The organism is Aliiglaciecola sp. (assembly GCF_039982535.1).
In the GTDB taxonomy this organism is placed as follows: domain Bacteria; phylum Pseudomonadota; class Gammaproteobacteria; order Enterobacterales; family Alteromonadaceae; genus Aliiglaciecola.
In genome coordinates this window covers 95,986-117,803 of sequence record NZ_JBDWYG010000075.1, presented here as the reverse complement: position 1 = coordinate 117,803, position 21,818 = coordinate 95,986, and the positions used below count along the sequence as shown (strand labels likewise).

Here is a 21,818-nt window from a genome sequence, read left to right as displayed (position 1 = left end):
AGCGCTAAATATTCATTAATTTAGTGAGCAGATATTGACAAATGTCATAGTGAAGTTTGTTAGATGCAGATAGATTGAATCAGTGATAGTTGACTAATTTTTGCTTCAATCATTTTAGAAAACACACAAAAACAGGCGCTTACAATCTGCAGAAATACTGAGATGAGGGGAGCGCTTAAACAACAGTTAGACAAGATTTTCAACCAACCAAATTAAAAGCTAACACTCTTAAATGGCGAATTATAAAAAACAGGTCGGAGAAATAAGTATGAAAAAAACTGAGAAAAAATTTTACGCAAGTTTAGCAGCAGGTTCTTTGCTAGTTACAGCAGGTTCAACATTTGCTCAACAAACAACTTCAGATGACTTAGCCATTGAGAAGATAACCGTTACCGCTCAACGAAAAGCGGAAAGCATACAAAATTCTCCGGTTTCCATTTCTGCACTTGGTCCAGAAGATATTGAAAAAATGCAGATTGATAATACTAAAGACCTCAGCCAAGTGATGCCAAATGTGATGATTAAACCCGTCACAGGAGGCAGCGCTGGGATCACGCCATTTATTCGAGGTGGTGGAGTAACTGATGGTGCACTTATTACCTCTGAACCCGAAGTTGGCATCTATGTTGATGACGTTTATCAGCCTCGTTCTGCAGCCTCTTTTATTGAGTCATTAGATCTAGAACGCATTGAAGTTCTACGCGGTCCCCAAGGAACCTTGTACGGCCGAAATAGCTCCGCAGGGGCGTTGAAAATTATTTCTCGTGTACCCGATGATTTATTTCGCTTTAAAAATGAAGTTGGAATAGGTAGTTGGAATGAAAGATACGATAAGTTTACGGTAAGTGGTCCCTTGAATGATGATGAACGTCTGCGAGGCGGCATTACTGGCATGATCCGTAAACGGGATGGTGGTCGTCAGTATAACGCCAGTTTAGACAAAGACGTTGGCGAGGAAGATTATGCAGGTTTCCAAAGTGATTTGTATTATGAAGGTGATACTTTTACTGCCCGCTGGAAATTATTTTATACTGATTATGAAAGTGATGGCTTGCATGCATCGGCACTTGATCCCCTTCAATCAGATAACGAATATGATCAGCTAACCTTTACCTCGGGTGAATTTGATACTGTGTTGTCACCTTTCGAATCTTATACCGACGATAAGCAATACGGCACTAGCTTACACTTAACCAAAGAAATCAATGACTCCATGAGACTGTTTTCGATTACCTCCTGGTCGAAATTGAAAAATGACTGGGCAACTGGTTTTAGTGGTGGTGTAGCTTATTCTCTATTAGGTATTCCAATTGACGGCTATGCAGAACTGTTTAGCCGCAACTCTACAAGTGACCAAGATAGTGTTAGCCAAGAAGTACAATTGCAAGGTGAAGCTTTTGATAACAAGGTTAGCTATATCGCTGGTTTGTATTACTTTAATGAGTCGGGGGAGCAAACCGTCAACTCCGAAATATTTTTTGCACCTTCATATGGTAATTTTAACATTGATACTAAGAGCTATGCAGCCTTCGGACAGGTCACCATTGGTCTTACTGACAAGTTGGGTTTAACCCTAGGGGCCCGTTACACTCGCGACGATAAAGAACTCGATGCCACCCTTGAGACAACACCAGTAGCGCGTCAAGACTCATTTAAAAAGTTCACCCCCAAAGTTGCTTTCAACTATCAGGCTAATGACGATTTACTTTTATACACAAGCTTTACCGAAGGTTTTAAAGCTGGGGGGTATAACAGCTTGGCTGCCACTGCTGAAGGACTAGATACTCCTTTTGATATGCAAGTGATGGACGCCTATGAAGCAGGTATGAAAAGTGAATGGTTAAATAACCGCTTGCGAATTAATGTCGCTGGATTTTTCAATGAATATTCAAGTCTGCAACAACAGTCTGTTGACGAATTGGGATCATTTATTACTGAAAACTACGATGCCGAGCATAAAGGTATCGAAGTCGAACTATATGTGCGTTTAACCGCCAATTTAAATTTCTGGGCTAACGGTGTTTCACAAGATAGTGAATATACCTCGGTCAACGTCAATGGCGTTGCGTCTAATGGTGGTTTAGTCGGCAATAGAATGACCAACGTCTTTGAGTTTCAATATGCTGCTGGTTTGGATTACACCAGAGATATTGGTGACGGAACCCTAAGTTTGGGTACCAACCTGAATCATCGCGATGATTTCTATTCGACCGCTGACAACTCTGATATTGGTCATATCGAGCCTGTGACATTAATTGATGCTTACGCCTCTTATGCCTATGAACGCTGGAAAGTCACTTTGTCAGGTAAAAACCTAGGTAACGAAAAGCAAGCATTTACCGGTTTTGGTTTTAGCTTGATTCAGCCGCGTTTTATGGCTGATCCAATGACTTGGCGCCTTAGCTTATCTTATGAAATGTAAGGCCGTGCATCAGCGTCGAAGGGGCAAGATTGAATGCTATATGGAAGTTTGAATGGGAAGTGATAGGACAATCTTCAGATTCCTATCAATCATTATGAGTCAGATATGAACTGAAAATAATGAGGTTTTTTGCTTAGAGTTAAACAACGATTGTTAACTGGTAAGCAACTAATAAAAGAAAGTGAATACTCACTTATTAAATAAGGTTAAGTTACTATGAAATCAACACAAATCATTGTGGCAGGTGCAGGACCAGTGGGAACCGTTACTGCTTATCGACTTGCGAGTATGGGGTTTGATGTCATGTTATGTGAAGCAGGTCCAAATTGCGCAGTTGATTTGCGTGCTTCAACGTTTCATCCACCCACATTAGAAATGCTAGATGAATTAGGCATGGCTGATGAATTAATTGAACGAGGCTTAAAAGCGCCGATATATCATTTCCGCGAACGTGCAACTGGTGAAGTTGTTGAGTTTGATCTATCGGAACTAGAGGGCAAAGAGAAATTTCCCTATCGCTTACAATGTGAACAGCATGTATTAGCTAGCATGGTTGCCGAAAAGTTAAATAATCATCCAAAAGCAGAAGTGAAATTTAGTCACCGAGTGGTTCATTTTGAACAGACCGAAGATGGCGTTGAAGTTGCCCTTGAAGGCCCTTTTGCTATCGAAAAAGTGAAAGCCAAATATTTGGTCGCAGCAGACGGTGGTAACTCCATTATTCGTAAATGGTTAGGTGTTGAATTTGAAGGTTTTACCTATCCTGAAAAATTCTTAACCTTATCAACCAAAGTTGAGCTAAAAGACTACATCGACAACCTTGCTTACGTGAGTTATGTATCTGATCCCAAAGAATGGATGGTACTGCTTCGAGTGCCAAGTGTATGGCGTATTTTGGTGCCTGCTAGTGAAGATCAACCTGACGATTATCTGCTATCCGATGAGAAGAAAAACCAAGTATTCCGTGATCTGATAGGTCGTGAAGACGTGGAAACTGAACACAGAACTATTTATCGGGTTCACCAGCGCGTTGCTAAGAAGTTTAACCATGGTCGAGTCTGTTTAGTGGGAGATGCATGTCATATGAACAACCCCCTAGGTGGTTTTGGCATGAACAGCGGGATCCATGACGGCTGGAATTTAGCGGATAAAATCAAGCTAAACCTTACCGAAGGTCATGATGATGCAAACTTTGAGCTGTATGACGCCCAACGTCGTCCAGTTACTCATAGTTTTATTCAGGCGCAAACCATGCAGAACAAGAAACTGTTAGAGCATAGCCCAGAAGAAAACCACGCCATGCGTTTACAAGAAATGCACGATATCTGTAATGATGACGAAAAACGTTTAGCGTTTCTTAGACGACAAGCCATGTTTACTAGCCTTGAAGAAGCTAACAAAATCAAATAGGAAAAATTATGAAAGACGCACTCGGATATCGAGCTAAATTTGGTGTGTTAGGTCCCTCAACAAACACCATAGTACAACCTGAATTTGATGATATGCGCCCAGCTGGGGTGACCAATCATTACAGCCGTATCGTAATCGAAAACGCCAATGCGGTTTCCAATGAAAGTTTTATGGCCGGTACCAACTTGATTGACCAAGGTACAGAAGAAGCCGTTAGAGGCGTGCTTACTTGTGCGCCAGACTACCTAGTGATGGGTATGTCAGCGGTAACTTTTTACGGTGGAGCTAAAGGTGCGGAAGCCTGGAAAAATCGTATCGAATCATTTTCTGGCCTAAGAATATCAATGGGGTCAGAGTCAGTGGTTGCTGCCATGAACGCCATAGGTGGCATTAAAAAAGTTGCCTTCTTATCACCTTACTTTCCGGTAGCAAATGCAGAAGTTGCCCACTATTTAAGTGACCACGGATTTGAAACTGTGCGTGATATTCCATTAGAAAGACCAAGTTGGTTAAGTATTGCGGAAACGCCTTTTTCATTGACCCGCGAAACTGTAGCTAAATTAAATGGTGACGACGTTGATGCCATCGTACAGGTAGGAACTAACCTATGTATGGCAAGCCTTGCTCCGAAATTAGAGCTAGAGCTGGGCAAACCTGTCATCGCAATTAATACGGCGACTTATTGGCACGCATTACGTACCTACGGAATCACAGATAAAGTCAGTGGTTTTGGTCGATTGTTAGAGGAATTTTAAAATGGAATATGATTACGTCCCCATTAGCGAACGTGGCCAATTAAAGTGGCCCGATGGCAAAAAAGTAGCGTTAATTCTTACGTTCAATCTTGAAACTTGGGATCTGACCAAAGACACCGACGAACCTTATTATGCTGGTGGCCCTGCGGTATTACCGGACACACTTCCGGGAAATACACCGGACTTCCCTAACTATACTTGGCGCGAATACGGTCAGCGTGTAGGTATTTGGCGTTTATACGAGTTATTTGATGAGCTTAAAGTGAAAGCCAGTTGTACCACTAATGCGGTCACCTTCGAACGTCGTGGTGCCATGGTACAAGCCTGTCTTGATCGCGGGTGGGAATTGATTACCCACAACTACGAACAAGGTGAATTACTTACTAACTTCGCCCACGAACCAGAAAAAGAACAAGAAGTTATTTCCCGTTCAATCAATATGTTCGAAGAATATGTTGGCCGTCGTCCAGTAGGATGGTTGTCATCATCGTTGCGCGGTACCCTTAATACACCAGCGATTCTTGCCAAAGAAGGTTACAAGTTTTACTGCGACATTATGAATGATGATCAGCCCTTTATGATCCGCACTGATAATGGCCCCATAGTGTCTGTCCCTTATTCAAATGAAATCAACGATTTCACTATTATCACCCGACGTGGCCACACGACTGATGAGTACCGTGATATTTTGATTGAAGAATTGAATGTGCTGTACAAAGAAGGTGAAACTCAGGCGCGTATTATGAACGTTGGTTTGCATCCCCATGTTACTGGACGAGCCTATCGGATTAGAGCGATTCGTGAATTTATTGAATACGCAAAAACCTTACCTGATGTGTGGTGGACAACCCGTGAAGAGATTGCTGATTGGTACTTAGAGCATCAGCAAGCACATCATATTCCTGGCCAAATATAAGTCACACTGACATCCAATAAGGAGCCTTTTATGACTAATGCAATATTAAACGACGGCGTGATCCCAGAACCACAAACCCAAGCCGTACGCGATTTGCTTGCAGCAACACCTGACAAACAACTGTTCATTAACGGTGAGTATTGCGCTCCCCAAAGTGGTCAGTATATGGAAACTTGTGACCCTGCTACGGGCAAGGTTATCGCGCGTATCGCCAATGCAAATAAGGCTGATGTGGATAATGCCGTCGCCGCTGCGCAACAAGCATTAAAAGGCCCTTGGGCAACCATGACACCCATGGAGCGCGGCATAATTTTAAACCGTGTGGCTGATCTTGTAGATCAACATATGGACGAATTGTGCGAATTGGAAGTACTTGATCAAGGTAAACCTTGGTTTGTGGCGCGTTGGGCAGAAATACCTGCAGTGGCTGGACAATTTCGCTTTTTCGCCGGACAAGCCCTTACCTTAGATGGTAATACCTTGAATCCTTCAGTCAATTATCAACCTGAAGGCAAACAAGTTCATGCGTGGACTGTTCGTGAACCTGTGGGCGTTGTGGCGGCTATTACCCCGTGGAACTCGCCGTTAATTTTAACTGCCATGAAACTTGCTCCCGCTCTTGCCGCTGGCTGTAGCATAGTGCATAAACCGGCAGAATTGACCTCGCTTACCGCGCTGCGCTTAGCTGAGTTAATTAGTGAGGCGGGTGTACCGCCAGGTGTGTTGAATGTTGTTACCGGAGACGGTGCCAAATGCGGTAGTGTGTTAGCTAGTCATCCTGGTGTTAATAAGGTTGCCTTTACAGGTTCTACGGCTACCGGCCGTGCCATTGTTGAAGCCAGTAAACAAAACTTAACCCGAGTTACCTTGGAACTTGGCGGGAAATCGCCAGCCATTGTACTTCCTGATGCTGATTTGAACTTAGCGATTCCAGGGATTGCCAACGGTATCTTTTTCAATGGCGGTCAAGTTTGTGTGGCCAATTCACGTACCTATATTCATCGCTCAATTTTTGATGAAGTTGTTGAAGGTATTGCAGCCTATGGTGCAGGCTTGAAAGTCGGTCATGGGTTAAACCAAGATACCCAAATGGGGCCTGTGGTTTCTTCCCAACAAGGGGAAAAAATTGAAGCCTACATTAAAGGTGCTAAAGCCGAAGGTGCAACTATTTTAACCGGTGGGGAGCGTTTTGGTAGTGCAGGGACATTTATTCAACCTACAGTGGTAACAGGCACAAAAACGACCAGCCCAATCCATTGCCAAGAAGTCTTTGGTCCGGTCATTGTGGCAGAACCTTATGATGACATTAACGAAGCCTTGCAGTGGAGTAATGACAACGAATACGGGTTAGCGGCCAGTGTTTGGACTGAAAACTTATCCAATGCCCATCGCCTATCTCGCCAAATTGAGGCGGGAACTGTGTGGATTAATACCCATTCGATGTTTGACCCCGCTATGCCCATTGGTGGCATGAAAAGTTCAGGTTATGGTCGTGATAGTGGTAAGCAAGCTATGGATAATTACCTAGAATGGAAAACCATCTGCGCGGTGTTATAAGTTTGTTCTGAATAGCTAAACAATAAAAAACCGGATATTGAACACTCAATATCCGGTTTTTTATTGCCCTAGCCCCATTTAGCGAGGCTAGGAGGATTAGCCAAGAGTTAGTTGCTGAACAACCATTTCTCTGAGGCTCTTAAGTTATTTTCAAAACCTTGAATAGCGTCTTGTTGCAATAAGGTGATGGAAATCTCATCATGGCCTTGTAACAAGTTTTGTCGTCTAGATTCATCTACTGTGAATGACCAACTTTGTTCATTAGCATAACTGACCGTACAATTTTCTAAGTCAACAGTTAGCTCGATGGTGTCTTGTTGAGCCGTTAACGTGAATAAGCTATCCACCACATCTGCAGGCAATGCAACAGGTAACACACCATTTTTGAAACAGTTGTTATAGAAAATATCTGCAAAACTAGGGGCGATAACAGCCTTAATACCGTAACCACTTAATGCCCATACTGCGTGTTCTCTACTTGAACCACAGCCAAAGTTTTCACGGGCAAGCAAAATGTTGGCGTTTTGATATTGTGGTTTATTCAAAACAAAGTCAGGATTCACTCTGCGGGTTTTACAATCCGTTCTAACATCACCCGGATCTAAATAACGTAAGTCATCAAATAACCAATCGCCAAAACCGAACTTACTAATGGACTTCAAATATTGTTTTGGCAGGATTGCATCAGTATCAACATTACTGCGGTCAAACGGTAAAACTGTTCCTGTGTGAGATAAGAATTTTTTCATTATTGAACTCCATCTTGAGTGATATCAACAAAGTGACCGGCAATGGCTGCGGCTGCGGCCATCGATGGACTGACTAGATGGGTACGACCTCCACTACCTTGGCGGCTTTCAAAGTTACGATTCGATGTTGACGCACAATGTTCACCTGACATTAAACGGTCGGCGTTCATTGCTAAGCACATGGAGCAGCCAGGTTCACGCCACTCGAAGCCCGCAGCTAAAATGACTTTATCTAAACCTTCATCTTCAGCTTGTTGTTTAACTAAACCAGAGCCAGGTACCACCAATGCTTGTTTAATGGTTTTAGCCACTGTTTTCCCTTCCACAACGTGTGCAACGGCACGAATATCTTCGATGCGCGAGTTGGTACAAGAGCCAATGAACACACGATCTAGAGTCACATCGGTGATCGGCTGTCCGGCAGTTAACCCCATATAATTAAGGGCTTTTTGATAGTCTTCTGCTTTTTGCTCGTATAATTCTGGGTTAGGGATAAGTTGATCCACCGACATCACCATTTCCGGCGATGTACCCCAACTTACTTGGGGTTTGATCTCTTCAGCTTTAAAATGGAATTCAATATCAAAATTCGCACCAGCATCACTGTGTAGGTCTTGCCACATTGCAGTGGCTTCTTCCCAAAGTTCATTTTTAGGCGCAAAAGGGCGACCTTTAATATAATCTTCAGTCACTTGGTCATAGGCAACGAGTCCGGCTCGCGCGCCAGCTTCAATGGCCATATTGCAAACCGTCATGCGGCCTTCCATACTCAAACCGCGAATGGTTGAACCGGCAAATTCGATGGTGCAGCCAGTACCTGCCGCGGTGCCAATTTTACCTATCACATATAGCACGACATCTTTGGCTGTTACCCCTGGGTGTAATTCACCGTTTACTTCCACCAACATGTTTTTTGCTTTACGTTGCTGTAAACATTGCGTGGCCAATACGTGTTCAACTTCTGATGTACCTATGCCCACGCCCAATGCCGCAAATGCTCCATGGGTGGCTGTGTGAGAATCGCCACAAACAATGGTCATGCCTGGTAGGGTAAGGCCTTGTTCTGGTGAGATTACGTGTACTATTCCCTGACGTTTATCCTTAAGATCAAACTGACGAATATTAAAGTCTTGGCAGTTGTCATCCAGGGTTTTCACTTGAATTCGCGAAATATCATCGGCAATGCCTTCAATCCCCGCTTCGCGGTCGGTGGTGGGGACGTTATGGTCTGGGGTGGCGATGACTGAATCACGACGCCAAGGTTGTCGATTGGCTGCACGTAGGCCTTCAAAAGCTTGTGCTGATGAGACTTCATGTACAATGTGTCTGTCGATATAGATTAACGACATGCCATCTTCCGATGTGCTGATACAACGGCGTTCCCAGAGTTTGTCGTAAAGGGTTTTAGGGTTATTTTGCGTAACCATCTAATTTGTTCTCCAAATTTCGTTTACGGGTAGTCATTCCGCTATTTGCCTGAAATGCACCGTCAGCCTAAGGCCGACGGCATTATCTGAATTCCATTGTTTTCTAGTTTAATTTCTCACTTGTTGAAAAGTGGGATTTCGCCACGTTGTTCACGAAGTTTATCTCTGAGTATTGTAGTTGCGTCATCATCAAGTATCTTTTGTGGATCACGGGCATATGGGTCTCCCCAGCCGCCTAAACGATAACTCATAGCCTCTACCCTCTTAGATTTGCAAACCAGAGTAGCGATCGGGCTTTTTCACGCAATGACAAATATCAATGTTGGAACACTTTAATGGCACATAAGCGCAGGTCATGCCCCCTATGAGTGGTTGCAGAAGGGCATTGGGGGACATGAATGGCAGCTAGAGTTAGGCAGAGAATGTTGGAAGTAAAAATTTGGACTAGCAATTTTTTGATTTGTTAGTTATGCAAAAATAAAAGCCTGATTTGTCGACTAAAATCAGGCTTTTATTGGGTTGTTATTTTCTTTCCTCGTTACTTTCGACTAAGGGCTGTTGGCCCTTCAGGGGAGAGTAAGGAAGTAAGCTGGTCAATGGCGTCATCTTTAGCGAAAAAATAACCATTAATCATAAGAGCAGAAATATCGCTAGTTTGTTTAAGTTCGGCTAACTGTTTGGGCCCCGGTAGTTCGGGACGACAAATTGCACCACCAAAGTAGTGGTCCACATCATCAAGCACAATGGCGTAATGATCATTTGTCGCTGGTGCCATTTCATAGGCATCAAGATGAGCCGACCAGTCTGATGCTCCTCCCATGGGAATATCATTAGTGCCCGTTTGTATTAATGCTGGCACTGCCAAGCTAGCAAACCCTTGTTTTTCAATTAAACCTGGCATTGCCGGAGGAGGGGAATAGGCTAAAACCATAGCCACACGAGGATCTGCCTGGGAAGGTGTCATACCTTTAGGAATAATTGCTTTTACGCCACCTTTTACTAATGCCGTTAGCGCACCATAGCTATGTCCTGCAGCAATATAACGTTCGCCACCATAAGTATCTGCTAACAACTGCATGTCTTCTAATCTCGCTTGCCACGACATAGAGACAGTGTATTTGTCTTTTTCAGGATGATCAGTTGAGTCGATATGCAAGGGTGCATAAACAGTAAAACCCTGTTCAACCCAAGGCTGGATCAACGGGTCGTACTTCCAAGGAGCAGATAATGCACCGTGGGAAAAGAGTATGACGCCTTTTTCCTCACCCTCAGCTTGCCATTTCCAAACCTTAACATCACGCTCCTTAAGGCTCAGTGTTACAGTTTCTGAATCTAATGCAAAGCATTGAATCGAAACTGAAAAAACGAGAACTACACTCAGTAAAAAGCGCTGGAATAACTGTTGTAAATTAGGTGAAAAAAGCAAAGTTTTTACTCCTGAAGTTTTAAATTAAAAATTTGGGTCGGTAGTTACAGGTATAACACTATTGTTATCAAAATAATTTGATAACAATCAAAATCCCACTTGGATAGTGGTAACAGGACTCATTTAGTGCGCAAATTACTGGAAATCAGTGGTAAAAAATTTTGATTATTGACATTTGTTAATGCGCCCTTGGATTTCTACCGTTAAGTTAGGTTATTAAAATCATCAAGAAGGACGAGAAAATGGAAATTGGAAACAGGTTATTAATCGTAATAATAAGTATCGGTCTATATGTGATAAATATTCCTTCTGCTTTTAGCCAAAGTGAAACTCCTGAGGTTGAAACTACTCGTACTCACACAATGCAAGAGATGAGAAGTAGCTATGCTGATAGCCAATCTCAGTTTGTTGATTTAGATGGTGTTAATGTTCATTACAAAGATGAGGGTGAGGGTCCAGTCATCTTACTTGTTCATGGAACCTTAGGCGATTTGTTTGATTGGGATGTGTGGACCAAAGAACTTGTAAAATCAGGTTTTCGAGTTGTGCGTTTTGATATTCCTGGTTTTGGTATGTCTGGCAACATTGCTAACAACAACTATTCCGTTGACCGTACTCACACTCTTATTGACAGTTTAATGGATCATGTGGGTGCTGAAAAATTTGGAATCGTCGGGATCTCCTATGGCGGGATGGTGGTGTTTCGCTATGCAGCTACTCGTACTGACAGAGTGACCTCCATGGTGTTGATTAATTCAGCGGGAATACAAACAGCTAATGCGGTTAAAAAAGCCCCTAAAAAGGGTGCGAAAAAACGTAAACGTACCAGTATGTTTATGTATTCACCAGTGGTCATTAAAGATGATTTAGTTGATTTTTACGACAGCTATATTAATGATCAAACTAAAGTTACAGAGCAGTTTTTGCAACGCAAACTAGATTTTTTGAATATTCAAGAACGTGACAAAACCTCTATTGCAACTTTCAAGCTTTATGAAAAAGGAGACCCACAAAGAGTGCTCTCCCACGTTAAAGCGCCAAGTTTAATCATGTGGGGTACTGCCAATAAAGCTTTAGATACAAAAACTGCAGATGCGTTTATTGATGCCTTACCCAATGCATGTTTAACCAAGCTGGTTACATTCGAAAGTGGCGGACACTATATTAATATTGAACGCCCAGTGGAAACGGTCAAAGTTGCCCAGTCTTTTTTCCTGGAATTAAAAGATAAAACCCCCTGTAAATAGGTGTAGTCTTAAAACAATCAATAGTCGGTGAGCTAAATACCCACCGACTATTTGTCATTTAAAATCACTACGGACAAGTACCAACCAACCAGTTTTGAGAATCTGTACTATACAAACTGGTATTTCCCCAAGTTGAACCTAACATAGCCTCATCACTACCTTGTGCAAAATAATTCGGTGCATAGGGGTTACCCGAACTATATGCTCGGCCGGCTGTTTTATGGTAATAATTATAAGTGCTGAATTGCTCACAAGTAGGGCTGTTGTCTCCGCCGCCATTATCACCGCCACCATTATCACCACCGCCATTTGACGCACTGCATGCTTGTGTGGGGCCAACACAGCTCCCATCATCATCTTGCCACTGACATTGTTCACCCGAAAGGGTTTGTTCATTAAGCTTGAATGCATTAGTGCTGTACTCTAAATAGCAATTTGCGTAATTACTATAATCCAATCTTCCTGCATTAATGTGTTCGTCTAAGGTGGCTGTTTGTCCGGCATCAATGAGGAAAGTGATGGTGTCGGAAGATTGCAGGTTAGTTGTATCGGTGGCCACAATAGTTACACTTTGTTGGCCTCCCGCTAGACCACATGCTTGGGCGCTAAAGGTATTGCCTTGCACTACAGCGGTTTCATTTGCGGTTGAAAAGCTTACAACCACAGTATCTAGATCTTGATTAACATCCACCACTTTACCGGAGATTGTGGCACATTGATTATTTACTGTAGCGATGATTTCACTTAAGTTTGGAGCCGTGGCTGGTGGGGGCGGACCAATTCTCACCGTGCTCGATATCGTTTCGGAATGTGCCCCTAGATCATCAATAGCAACGGCAGACACGCTATAAAGTTCATCGGCAAGATTGCCACTTGTTACTGAAAAGCTATTATTTGATAGGGTTTGTGTCGACAGTGAGTAGCTATTACCCACCGAGTCTTCTATGGAAAAATCAATCTGTACCACTTGTCCATCGGCATCACTGGCGCTGCCACTAATCAAAATGCTTGAGTTGCTTTCCTGTGTTGTGAGCGTATCGACGATAGGCGCTTGGTTACGGCTTACCCGTTGATTATTATCTGCAAAAAATTGCCCTAGATACATGGCATAATTAATTCCTGCCCCACTGATATAAGAACCACTAGCTCCTTGACCGCCAGACCAAGAGTGGTCAACACCATTTAGCCATAACATGGAAACTCGATTGTCTTGCCAAAGGGTTTCGTCGGCGGTTCTGCCGGCTAGGGTAATTTGTTGGCTGCCTGGAAGTTGTGACACCCCATAAACCCCAGCCATTCCCTGTGCATTTTGTTGGTTATAACAGCTATCAACAGTGGTATCTGCATCACCGTGGGCTATGGATGCGATTTGGCTATCGAAGTGAGATGCAAACGATCCCGCATAAGTTTGGCAACGACTGGCAACGTTAGCCGATTCGCAACTGCCTAGTGCTCCGCTGGAACTGGTACCTATACTCGGACCGGCACTGATCCCCATACCGGCAAATATATCTGGGGCTAAACAGGCTGTCGTATTGGCAAAGGATGCACCTGAAGACAGGCCAGAAATATACACTTGATCATCATCAATGTTATAACTTGAGTCACTTCGTAGGGCGGTGGCTAAATTGATTAGGTTTTGATAATCGCCAGCGGTTCTGGATTTAGTACCTTGCCAATAAGACCAGCAACCAAAACCCGCTTTATTCATGGCGTTGGGCACCGCAACTACTATTCCGTAAGCTTCTGCTGCTTGTTCTAACTGTGCCGTTAAATAAGCATCTATGGATTGCGTGCAACCATGCAGCACTAACAACAGTGCCCGTCCTTGACCTACTGCAGAGACGCTATCTGGGGTGTAGATATGTACCTGGCTAAAACCACCAACAGATTGATTATTTTGCCAACTACCGGCATTTACTGCGGATGATAGGGTTAATGTCAGCCCCAATAAGCTGCTCAGTACTAGACTATTTCGACGAGACATAGGTTTACCTTTTTTGTTAAAAAAATGTAAACGTAGCTTAGTGGTTGCTGAATTTTTCGCCTTAGTACTTTAGTACAGCGCTATAATATCAATTCAAATAAATAATAATTTAGCGATTACGATTTTCCGCAAAAGCCTAAAATGCTAATTTTTGACCTTGTTCTGGAATGATAATCTGCAAACCTAAATTGTTGGCTTCATCCAGTTGCTGTTTTATCTTAAGCCGCGGGTTGAGGTTGTTGGCTAGGGTATATTTGATATGGCTAATCACTAATTTGAGATCTTGCAGTGGAGCTTTTCCGCCAACTTTAGATGCAAAATTATGTAGCTCTTGCATTAATAATTTTGGAGTAAGGTGACCAAATAACAGATTGTGTGGACGTTCATTTTCAAAGGATACTTCGATTACCATGCCACGCAGCTGTTTATGTTGCATTTGTTTTGCAAGGTAGCGCCAAATAACCTCAAGTTTTCCTTGTTTTTCGACAATATCGGCACCGGTATCCCCGAAATACACAAACATATCACTGCCGTTCTCAAGCACAAAGGCACTGGACTCAACGGGGTGACTGAGGCTAAACGCTGTCACCGTTAGCTGAGTATCGGTAACGCTAATAGGCTCGCCGATGGGAAGATCAACAACGTGATATTTGTTTAGAGTAGGCGGCCTACCGCGGTCTGTGAAATTTGCCCAAGCTATGCCATTGAAGTAGGTCTCACCAATCATCTTATTCACTGATGCCAGAGCATAGATATTCTTATTTGTATCTTCAGGAGAGGCGACTAACAGACCATTAATATGATCAAGGTGACTATGGCTTACTAAATAACCTTTTACATGGTCTCTTAAAATAGTTCCTGAAGTTGACCAGTTTGGATTAGGACGAATAGGCAAATCTGCAAAGGCATTTTTCTTCACACTTTGATTTATGCCATTCACTATTGTCCCTGCATCTAAGGCGACATAATTGTGACTTTTGAGAGAACGTAATAAAAACGCACTTAAATTCCCATCTTCAATGCCGCCACTATCACCTAACACGATAAGTTCAAATGAGGCGTTTTTAGACTCTTTGTTTACTAGGTCTTGTTGATTTGCAAAACAGTGAACCGAGAAAAGCAAAGTTAACACTGTTAGTTGTTTAATTAGATGGGCAAGTTTAGGCATTATTATTATCTTTATATTGTTGGGGTTAAATAGTGATCTAGAAAAATATTGGCGGTTTGTTTGATCACAAAATCTTTTTCAGCTTCGCTAAGGGGGTCCTGCAATTTAAACACTAGTGGCCAGAAACAGCGGCCTTTGATTAGGTCATTTAACTGATCAATGGCAAAGTTGACGTCCTTAATTTCTAAGGTATTGTCTTTTACTGCAGCCTTTATAAAACGATGAACTGCAGTTTCTATGGTAATCAAGCGATCAATTTCTTTTCTCAGGGTGTCTTGTTCATAGAAGAAACTGCCGATAACCACGCGAACTAACTCTATGTGTTGCTCATCGCTCATGGAATCTACTTGTTCTTCTATTAAGCGAATAAATTGCTCATAAATGGGTTGTTTCGGCTGATATATCACGGTGCTTTTAAGCAGCGATGCTTCCCAATTATCGGTCAACAGGTACATTACTAATTCTGCTTTGGTGGCAAAATGATTATAAACAGTGCGTTTTGAAACACCAGCAATCTCAGCTAACCTATCCATGCTAGTTCCTTGCACGCCAAACTCTTGAAAAGCGACGTTAGCTGCTTCTACTATTGCTTCGCGTTTTATTTCGCTGCGGCTTTTTTTTACTGGTTTCATAATTCTCTATAACTTTTAGAACAATATATAAATTTCGATACTAAACACAGTTTACTTTCATCCTTTTGATAATGTAAACTACACCGAGTAGTTTACTTTTTAACTATGTATTTTTCAATAGTTCAATCCAGCTTAATAATGAGAGAAATTCCCGTAATGAGATTATTTTTACGTGCACTGCCTGCTAGTCTTTTACTATCAGCTTCAGTGCTATTACTCAGTGCTTGTGGCGAAGAAAGCCAACCGCAAACTCAAACAGAAAAAGCGCGAGTGGTGAAACTGACACCGGTAATATCTGCGTCTATTCAAAATCAATCGACGTTTCCTGCTGTAGTGTCGGCAGTGAAGACTATCGATCTGAGTTTTGAGGTAACAGGACGTTTAATCCAAACGGATATTGTGACTGGGGAAAAAGTTAAAAAAGGACATTTGCTGGCGAGTTTAGATCCAAAACCCTTTGAAAGAAGAGTAAAGGAACAACAAACTCGACTACAACAAGCTGACCGAGAGTTAAGTCGTATAGAGTCTATGTTTAATAAGAATTTAGTCTCTCAAAGTAACTTAGATGATGCTAAAACAGAATATGAGCTGGCTGAGATAGACTTATCAAACGCCCTGCAAGACCTCGAATACACTAAGCTACGCGCACCCTTTGATGCATTAGTTGCTAAGCGTTTAATCGACAACAACAGTTTTGTAACCGCTGGACAATCATTAGCTCAGTTGCAAGATGTTTCGCGTATTTACTTCAATATTAATGTGCCAGAACGAGTTTTGTCAGCCAACCAAGGGCGTAAAATCATCAAAGCTCAGGCTTCTATACTGGGTAACCCCGACAAATGGTATGACTTAGTTTACGTTGAACACTCAACCCAGCCAGATGCTGTCACTCAAACCTATCAAGCGGTGTTTGCCTTAGAGGGGCAAAGTGAGTTGCAGGTCACACCTGGTGCACGAGCAGTGGTGAATGTCACTGCCGAAACTCCTAATAGTAATGGTAATTTATTAATTCCTTTTAGAGCATTGGTGGGAAGTGATGCTGAAGGTTTTTTTGTTTGGCGTTATCTTGCCGATACTCAATCTGTTGAAAAAGTACAAGTTAAGGTGCTGAGTATTGTAGATTCTGCAGTAGTCGTTGACGCCCAGTTAAGTGAGCAAGATTTTGTTATCTCTGCAGGTGCTGCCCAAGTTTACGCGGGCATGAAAGTCGAACCTTATCACGGAGAAAGATAACATGGATATAGCGCGTTATGCGATGCGTACGCCAGTTAATATCTGGTTGCTTATTTTGGTTTTCTCCATCGGCGGTCTTATTGCACTTTCTGAAATTGGTCGGTTAGAAAACCCTGCGTTTACTATTAAACAAGTAAAGGTCATTACGGCATTCCCTGGCGCTAGTGCTAAGAAGGTGGAAGAGCAAGTAACAGAGCCCCTTGAAATTGCTATTCAGCAAATGTCGCAGCTTTATCGTTTGACTTCCATTTCTTCACCTGGGCAATCTGAAATTACCGTTGAAGTTCAGCCCCATTACGATGGTGATATGTTGCCGCAGATTTGGGATGAATTAAGAAAGCGATTAGGTGATATGAGCGGCTCTTTGCCTGTGGGCGCCCAAGAGCCTCAGGTCTATGATGATTTTGGTGATGTTTACGGTTTGTATTTTGCGTTGGTTGCGCCCGACTTTACCCCTTACGAAATGCGTGAGTTTGCACGCATCATTCGCAGACAATTATTAACCACTGAAGGGGTGGCAAAAGTCGAAGTCAGTGGCGTGATGCAAGAACAAGTAGTCGCTTATATCGATCCCTATCTAATTGCTGGTTTAGGAATGAGCTTTCCTGACATTGTGGGTTTATTCGAAGATAATTTAAATCCTTTTAATAGTGGTCGGATTCAAGTAGACGGCAAAAAAATTAGATTGCTAGTAGAAGAGTCGCCTAATCAATTGGAAGAGATCGGTAATTTATCTTTAGTCATACCTGGAACCAACCGTTCGGTGCGAATAAAAGATATAGCCAGATTGGAACTCGAACCTGCGGAAATTCAATCGTCGCTAATTCGTTACCAAGGTAGTGAAGCCATAACTCTGGCGGTATCTGCCATTGATGGCGTGAATATCGTCGAAGTGGGGGAGCACGTCCGCCAGACTGTCGACAGTCTGCTCGATGATTTACCTCTGGGGATGAAGCTCACGCCAATCTATGATCAAGCTAAAATTGTTGATGACTCCGTTGGCGGATTCATTATGAATCTGATTATGTCTGTTGTGGTAGTAACCCTGACTCTCTGGTTATTTATGGGTTGGCGCTCTTCAATTATAGTCGGCGCAGTCTTGGTAGTTACCGTACTGGGAACTGTGATGATCATGTGGTTAATGGGGATACAGCTACAACGGATCTCCTTAGGCGCTATGGTAATCGCAATGGGGATGTTGGTAGACAACGCCATCGTGGTTGCTGAGGGTATGATGCTAAAAATTCGCGGCGGAACTAAACCTGTTGATGCCGCCAGTTTTGTAGTTAAACGTACGCAATGGCCGTTACTTGGCGCGACGGTGATTGGTATTGCGGCTTTTTCCGGCATAGGCTTATCAGATGATGCCACTGGTGAGTTTTTATATTCACTGTTTTTCGTTGTTTTAGTCTCCCTGATGTTGAGTTGGGTGTTAGCTGTAACCGTCGTACCTGTATTGGGTGGTTATGTTTACAAATCTGAAAAAGTGATTGGTGAAGAGCAGGGAATCAGTGGTGTGCAAAAAGTATTTTTAAGCGTTTTGCATAAAGCCTTGCGCTTTAGGTGGGTAACACTAACCTCGTTAGTGGTGATAACAGTTGTCGCATTCGCTGGTTTTGGTTATGTGAAACAAGGCTTCTTCCCATCTTCAAATGCGCCTATTTTCTTTGTTCATTACTGGGGACCGCAGGATCAAGATATTCGCTACACCGAAGAGAAAATTGAACAAGCTGAAAAACGAATTTTAACCTTTGATGGCGTCGAATCCGTTACCAGTTTTGTAGGACGCGGAGCCGACAGGTTCACTCTTACCTATGCACCCGAAGCGAATAATGAGAGTTACGGTTTGTTGTTTATACGGGTTCACGATAGAGACGAAATTGAGACTCTGGCACCTGCAATTTTGGCTAAACTGAAAGATGTTGACCTTGATGCCGATTTTTATATGGAGCGAATGCAATTTGGTCCAGGTGGCGGAGCTAAATTGCAGGCGCGCTTCTCTGGCCCGGATCCTTTTGTGTTGCGCCAGTTAGCTGAAAAAGCCCAGCAGGTTTTCAATCAAGATGGCAGTATTCGTGATATTCGCCACGATTGGCGTGAAAAAGGTCTGGCTCTGAATGCCCATTACGATGAATTTAACGCAGGTATGTCAGGCATATCTCGCTCTGATTTTAACGACGCCATTCAATATGCCAGCGATGGTTTATCCCTAGGAGTGGTGCGTGATGGTGACTATTCGTATCCCATCAAAGCGAAAATGGCTGCCGCAGGTCAAACCCCTATTGAGGCCATTGAAAACAACCGAGTATGGAGCTCGCAACAACGGGTTTATGTTCCGTTTCGACAAGTCTCCAAAGAGTTGGAGCTGGTTAATGAAGATGTGTTAATTCAACGTCGAAATAGAATTAGAACTATCACCATTAAGGCCGAGCCTGGTTTTAATGAGACCGCGGGCGAAGCCTTCACCCGTATTCGTCCTAAGGTGGAAGCCATTGATTTACCTGACGGATATAAAATTGAATGGGGCGGCGAGTATGAAAATGCAAATGAAGCTCAAGAGGCTCTAGGGAAAGGCTTACCGGCAGGGTTCTTGGTGATGTTTCTAATTTCGGTACTGTTGTTTGGTAAGGTCAAGCAACCACTGATTATTTGGATGGTAGTACCTATGGCAGTAGTCGGGGTGGTCGCAGGGCTATTGAGTACCAATATGCCGTTTGGTTTTATGTCGCTGTTAGGCTTTTTGAGCCTGTTTGGTATGTTGATTAAAAACGCCATTGTACTGATAGAAGAAATCGACTTACTTTTAGCCGAAGGGCAAACTCCGAAACTTGCTATTACCAATGCTAGCTTAAGTCGTCTTCGACCTGTGTCTTTGGCTGCAATCACCACTATTTTGGGTATGGCGCCGCTGTTGTTTGATGCGTTTTTTGCCGACATGGCGGTGACAATAATGGGTGGGCTAGCTTTCGCTACTGTACTGACATTGATTGCCGTACCTGTTCTGTATAGTGTGTTCTTTAGGATCAGCTTTAGAAAAGATTAGTGGTTTTTAAGCTAACCTCAATTTTGCATTGGGGTTAGCTAACAACACTTATCCAAATAAGCGACACCACGCCAGCTAGAAGACAGTATAGCAACATTGGTAGTAGGGTTAGTCTTATCACTGACCCTTCTTGATCTTGCAAGCCCACCACTGAACACGCGGCAACGACGTTTACAACACAAATCATATTTCCAGCATTTGAGCCTAACATTTGTAACGCCAACACCACATTGGGCGTGATTCCTAAGGTTAACGCAGTTGTCTGTTGTAGTTCTGCAAACATCATATTTGAAAAAGTCGCGGATCCGGAAATAAACGCACCTAAAGCACCAACAAAGGACGCGACCATAGGCCAGGACTGACCAAAAAATTCGGACATCATCATCGCCAACTCCTTAGGCATACTCGTCAGCGAACTACTGGCAACATCGGAATTGATAAAAACTCTGACTAAGGGCACCGCTGTGGCTAAGGTTAATAGGGATGGCACTAGGGATTTCAGGGATAAACGCACGGAATTGCTAATTTGCTCGAAAGACATCTTGTGTAAAAAGAATGTCATCACACACACTACAACAAATATAAATCCAGGCAAATACAATGGGCTGGCGGCGTGGGAAATTGACGTGCCTAAAATATTCTCAAATTCGACTTTCACGCCAGTTAACAGGAGCTTAAAAGGTAAGGAGTCTAATCGGGTTAGTACCAGCAAACTTGCCACTATGACATAGGGCATCCACGCCATATAAATCGACATTTTGGATGCCTTTCCAGCAACCAAAATCCCTAAGTCATCCTTCAAAGTCGCATCTTTATCATCTGCAAAAAGCCATGCTTTTTTGGGCACTAAAAAGTTTAACTTTACTGCGCCAATAACTAACATCAAGCCAATGAGTCCACCTAGTATTGAAGGGAAATCGGGGCCAAGGGTATTGGCAACCAACCAAGCGGGTAATAGGAAGACGAGACCAGAAAATATCGCAAACGGCCAAAGGGCTAAACCTTCTTTGAATGAGCGATTTTCGCCCCAGAAACGGGTTAAAATACTCACCATGAGCAGAGGGGTAAACACCCCTACAAACAAATCAATACTAATTGCTGTGGATGCGATTTGCTGTAGTCGGTCATTGGATATATGCCCCAAACCTTCGTTAATGCCAACTAGGATAGGAGTGCCAACCGCGCCGAAAGAAACCGCCGAAGAGTCAGCAATCAGAGCCAGTGCAACAGCTGCCAGAGGATGAAAGCCAAGGGCCATGAGTAGAGGGGCACAAATAGCAGCAGGTGTGCCAAAGCCCGACGCACCTTCCAAAAAGCCACCAAACAACCAAGATATAATAATCAGTTGAATTCGTCGGTCGGGGGTAATGCCAATAAAGCCTTGGCGAATTACTGAAATTGCCCCGCTTTGTGTCAGGGTATTAAGTAAAAAAATTGCGCCAAAGATTATTATTAATATTGTAGCCCCTATGATCCAGCCTTCAAAGATGGAAGCTACAATCTGTACATAAGGAACTTGCCAAATCAATGCTGCAAGACTGGCGGTGATCACCAAACTTACGGCCATCGCCTGCATGGCTGGCCAACGCAAAATAACTAAAAATACCAGCACAGATAAGATTGGCATTAGGGATGTAATGGTTTGCAGTAATGTCATTTCAAATTCAATCTGTTTTACCTTTACTGTTCAAATTCAATAGTGAGTCAATTTTGTCTTATTTACTATGCAAGCATGATAAAAAGTTTGAAATTTGAGCAACACTTGTTGGATAAGCGTCTTTTCAAATGAACTTAATTTAGTACGATTTATAATCAAATTCCCTCGACTTTCCTCCCGAATTTATAT

16 protein-coding genes are annotated in these 21,818 nt (G+C 42.9%); 8 read left to right on the top strand and 8 right to left on the bottom strand.

Annotation, left to right across the window (positions count from 1 at the left end; genetic code table 11):
* The first annotated feature begins 268 nt into the window (after nt 1-268).
* The 5 genes from ABJV04_RS20230 to ABJV04_RS20210 all read left to right on the top strand — a co-directional run bounded on the left by ABJV04_RS20230 (nt 269) and on the right by ABJV04_RS20210 (nt 7,060).
* Entirely contained in the window at nt 269-2,422 is a 2,154-nt protein-coding gene (locus ABJV04_RS20230) for a TonB-dependent receptor (RefSeq protein WP_348493435.1), read from the top strand.
* 216 nt (nt 2,423-2,638) lie between these two features.
* The gene (locus ABJV04_RS20225) at nt 2,639-3,832 is read left to right on the top strand and encodes an NAD(P)/FAD-dependent oxidoreductase (protein ID WP_348493434.1); all 1,194 of its coding nucleotides are present in this window, start codon (nt 2,639-2,641) and stop codon (nt 3,830-3,832) included.
* A gap of 8 nt (nt 3,833-3,840) precedes the next feature.
* The gene (locus tag ABJV04_RS20220; RefSeq protein WP_348493432.1) at nt 3,841-4,587 is read left to right on the top strand and encodes a hypothetical protein; all 747 of its coding nucleotides are present in this window, start codon (nt 3,841-3,843) and stop codon (nt 4,585-4,587) included.
* A 1-nt stretch (nt 4,588) separates the two neighbouring features.
* Complete coding sequence (locus ABJV04_RS20215) at nt 4,589-5,503, top strand: hypothetical protein (protein WP_348493430.1); 915 nt, start codon at nt 4,589-4,591, stop codon at nt 5,501-5,503.
* A 30-nt stretch (nt 5,504-5,533) separates the two neighbouring features.
* On the top strand, nt 5,534-7,060 hold the full coding sequence (locus ABJV04_RS20210) for an aldehyde dehydrogenase family protein (protein ID WP_348493428.1): 1,527 nt from the start codon (nt 5,534-5,536) through the stop codon (nt 7,058-7,060).
* 107 nt (nt 7,061-7,167) lie between these two features.
* On the opposite strand, the gene leuD is transcribed toward ABJV04_RS20210, so the two are convergent.
* The 4 genes from leuD to ABJV04_RS20190 form a co-directional block, all read right to left on the bottom strand.
* Nucleotides 7,168-7,809: a 3-isopropylmalate dehydratase small subunit gene (leuD, locus tag ABJV04_RS20205; protein ID WP_348493427.1), complete on the bottom strand. Its 642-nt coding sequence runs from the start codon at nt 7,807-7,809 to the stop codon at nt 7,168-7,170.
* Complete coding sequence (gene leuC / locus ABJV04_RS20200; protein ID WP_348493425.1) at nt 7,809-9,236, bottom strand: 3-isopropylmalate dehydratase large subunit; 1,428 nt, start codon at nt 9,234-9,236, stop codon at nt 7,809-7,811. The genes leuD and leuC overlap by 1 nt, the downstream gene beginning before the upstream one ends.
* Nucleotides 9,237-9,352: 116 nt before the next feature.
* Nucleotides 9,353-9,487: a hypothetical protein gene (locus tag ABJV04_RS20195; protein WP_348493423.1), complete on the bottom strand. Its 135-nt coding sequence runs from the start codon at nt 9,485-9,487 to the stop codon at nt 9,353-9,355.
* A 287-nt stretch (nt 9,488-9,774) separates the two neighbouring features.
* Nucleotides 9,775-10,662, bottom strand: coding sequence for a hypothetical protein (locus ABJV04_RS20190; RefSeq protein ID WP_348493421.1), 888 nt, complete (start codon nt 10,660-10,662; stop codon nt 9,775-9,777).
* A 242-nt stretch (nt 10,663-10,904) separates the two neighbouring features.
* Here ABJV04_RS20190 and ABJV04_RS20185 point away from each other — a divergent pair, with 242 nt between their 5' ends.
* Nucleotides 10,905-11,909, top strand: coding sequence for an alpha/beta hydrolase (locus tag ABJV04_RS20185; protein ID WP_348493419.1), 1,005 nt, complete (start codon nt 10,905-10,907; stop codon nt 11,907-11,909).
* Nucleotides 11,910-11,976: 67 nt separating this feature from the next.
* On the opposite strand, the gene ABJV04_RS20180 is transcribed toward ABJV04_RS20185, so the two are convergent.
* The 3 genes from ABJV04_RS20180 to ABJV04_RS20170 all read right to left on the bottom strand — a co-directional run bounded on the left by ABJV04_RS20180 (nt 11,977) and on the right by ABJV04_RS20170 (nt 15,696).
* A complete protein-coding gene (locus ABJV04_RS20180; RefSeq protein ID WP_348493417.1) occupies nt 11,977-13,896 on the bottom strand; it encodes a PHB depolymerase family esterase in 1,920 nt (639 codons plus the stop codon).
* Nucleotides 13,897-14,032: 136 nt separating this feature from the next.
* A complete protein-coding gene (locus ABJV04_RS20175; RefSeq protein WP_348493416.1) occupies nt 14,033-15,064 on the bottom strand; it encodes a 3',5'-cyclic-nucleotide phosphodiesterase in 1,032 nt (343 codons plus the stop codon).
* An 11-nt stretch (nt 15,065-15,075) separates the two neighbouring features.
* Complete coding sequence (locus ABJV04_RS20170; protein WP_348493414.1) at nt 15,076-15,696, bottom strand: TetR/AcrR family transcriptional regulator; 621 nt, start codon at nt 15,694-15,696, stop codon at nt 15,076-15,078.
* A gap of 156 nt (nt 15,697-15,852) precedes the next feature.
* Here ABJV04_RS20170 and ABJV04_RS20165 point away from each other — a divergent pair, with 156 nt between their 5' ends.
* The gene (locus ABJV04_RS20165; protein WP_348493412.1) at nt 15,853-16,929 is read left to right on the top strand and encodes an efflux RND transporter periplasmic adaptor subunit; all 1,077 of its coding nucleotides are present in this window, start codon (nt 15,853-15,855) and stop codon (nt 16,927-16,929) included.
* A gap of 1 nt (nt 16,930) precedes the next feature.
* Nucleotides 16,931-19,972, top strand: coding sequence for an efflux RND transporter permease subunit (locus ABJV04_RS20160; RefSeq protein ID WP_348493410.1), 3,042 nt, complete (start codon nt 16,931-16,933; stop codon nt 19,970-19,972).
* 34 nt (nt 19,973-20,006) lie between these two features.
* Here the strand turns inward: ABJV04_RS20160 and ABJV04_RS20155 are convergent, their stop codons facing one another.
* The gene (locus ABJV04_RS20155) at nt 20,007-21,629 is read right to left on the bottom strand and encodes an L-lactate permease (protein WP_348493409.1); all 1,623 of its coding nucleotides are present in this window, start codon (nt 21,627-21,629) and stop codon (nt 20,007-20,009) included.
* Between the last annotated feature and the right edge of the window lie 189 nt (nt 21,630-21,818).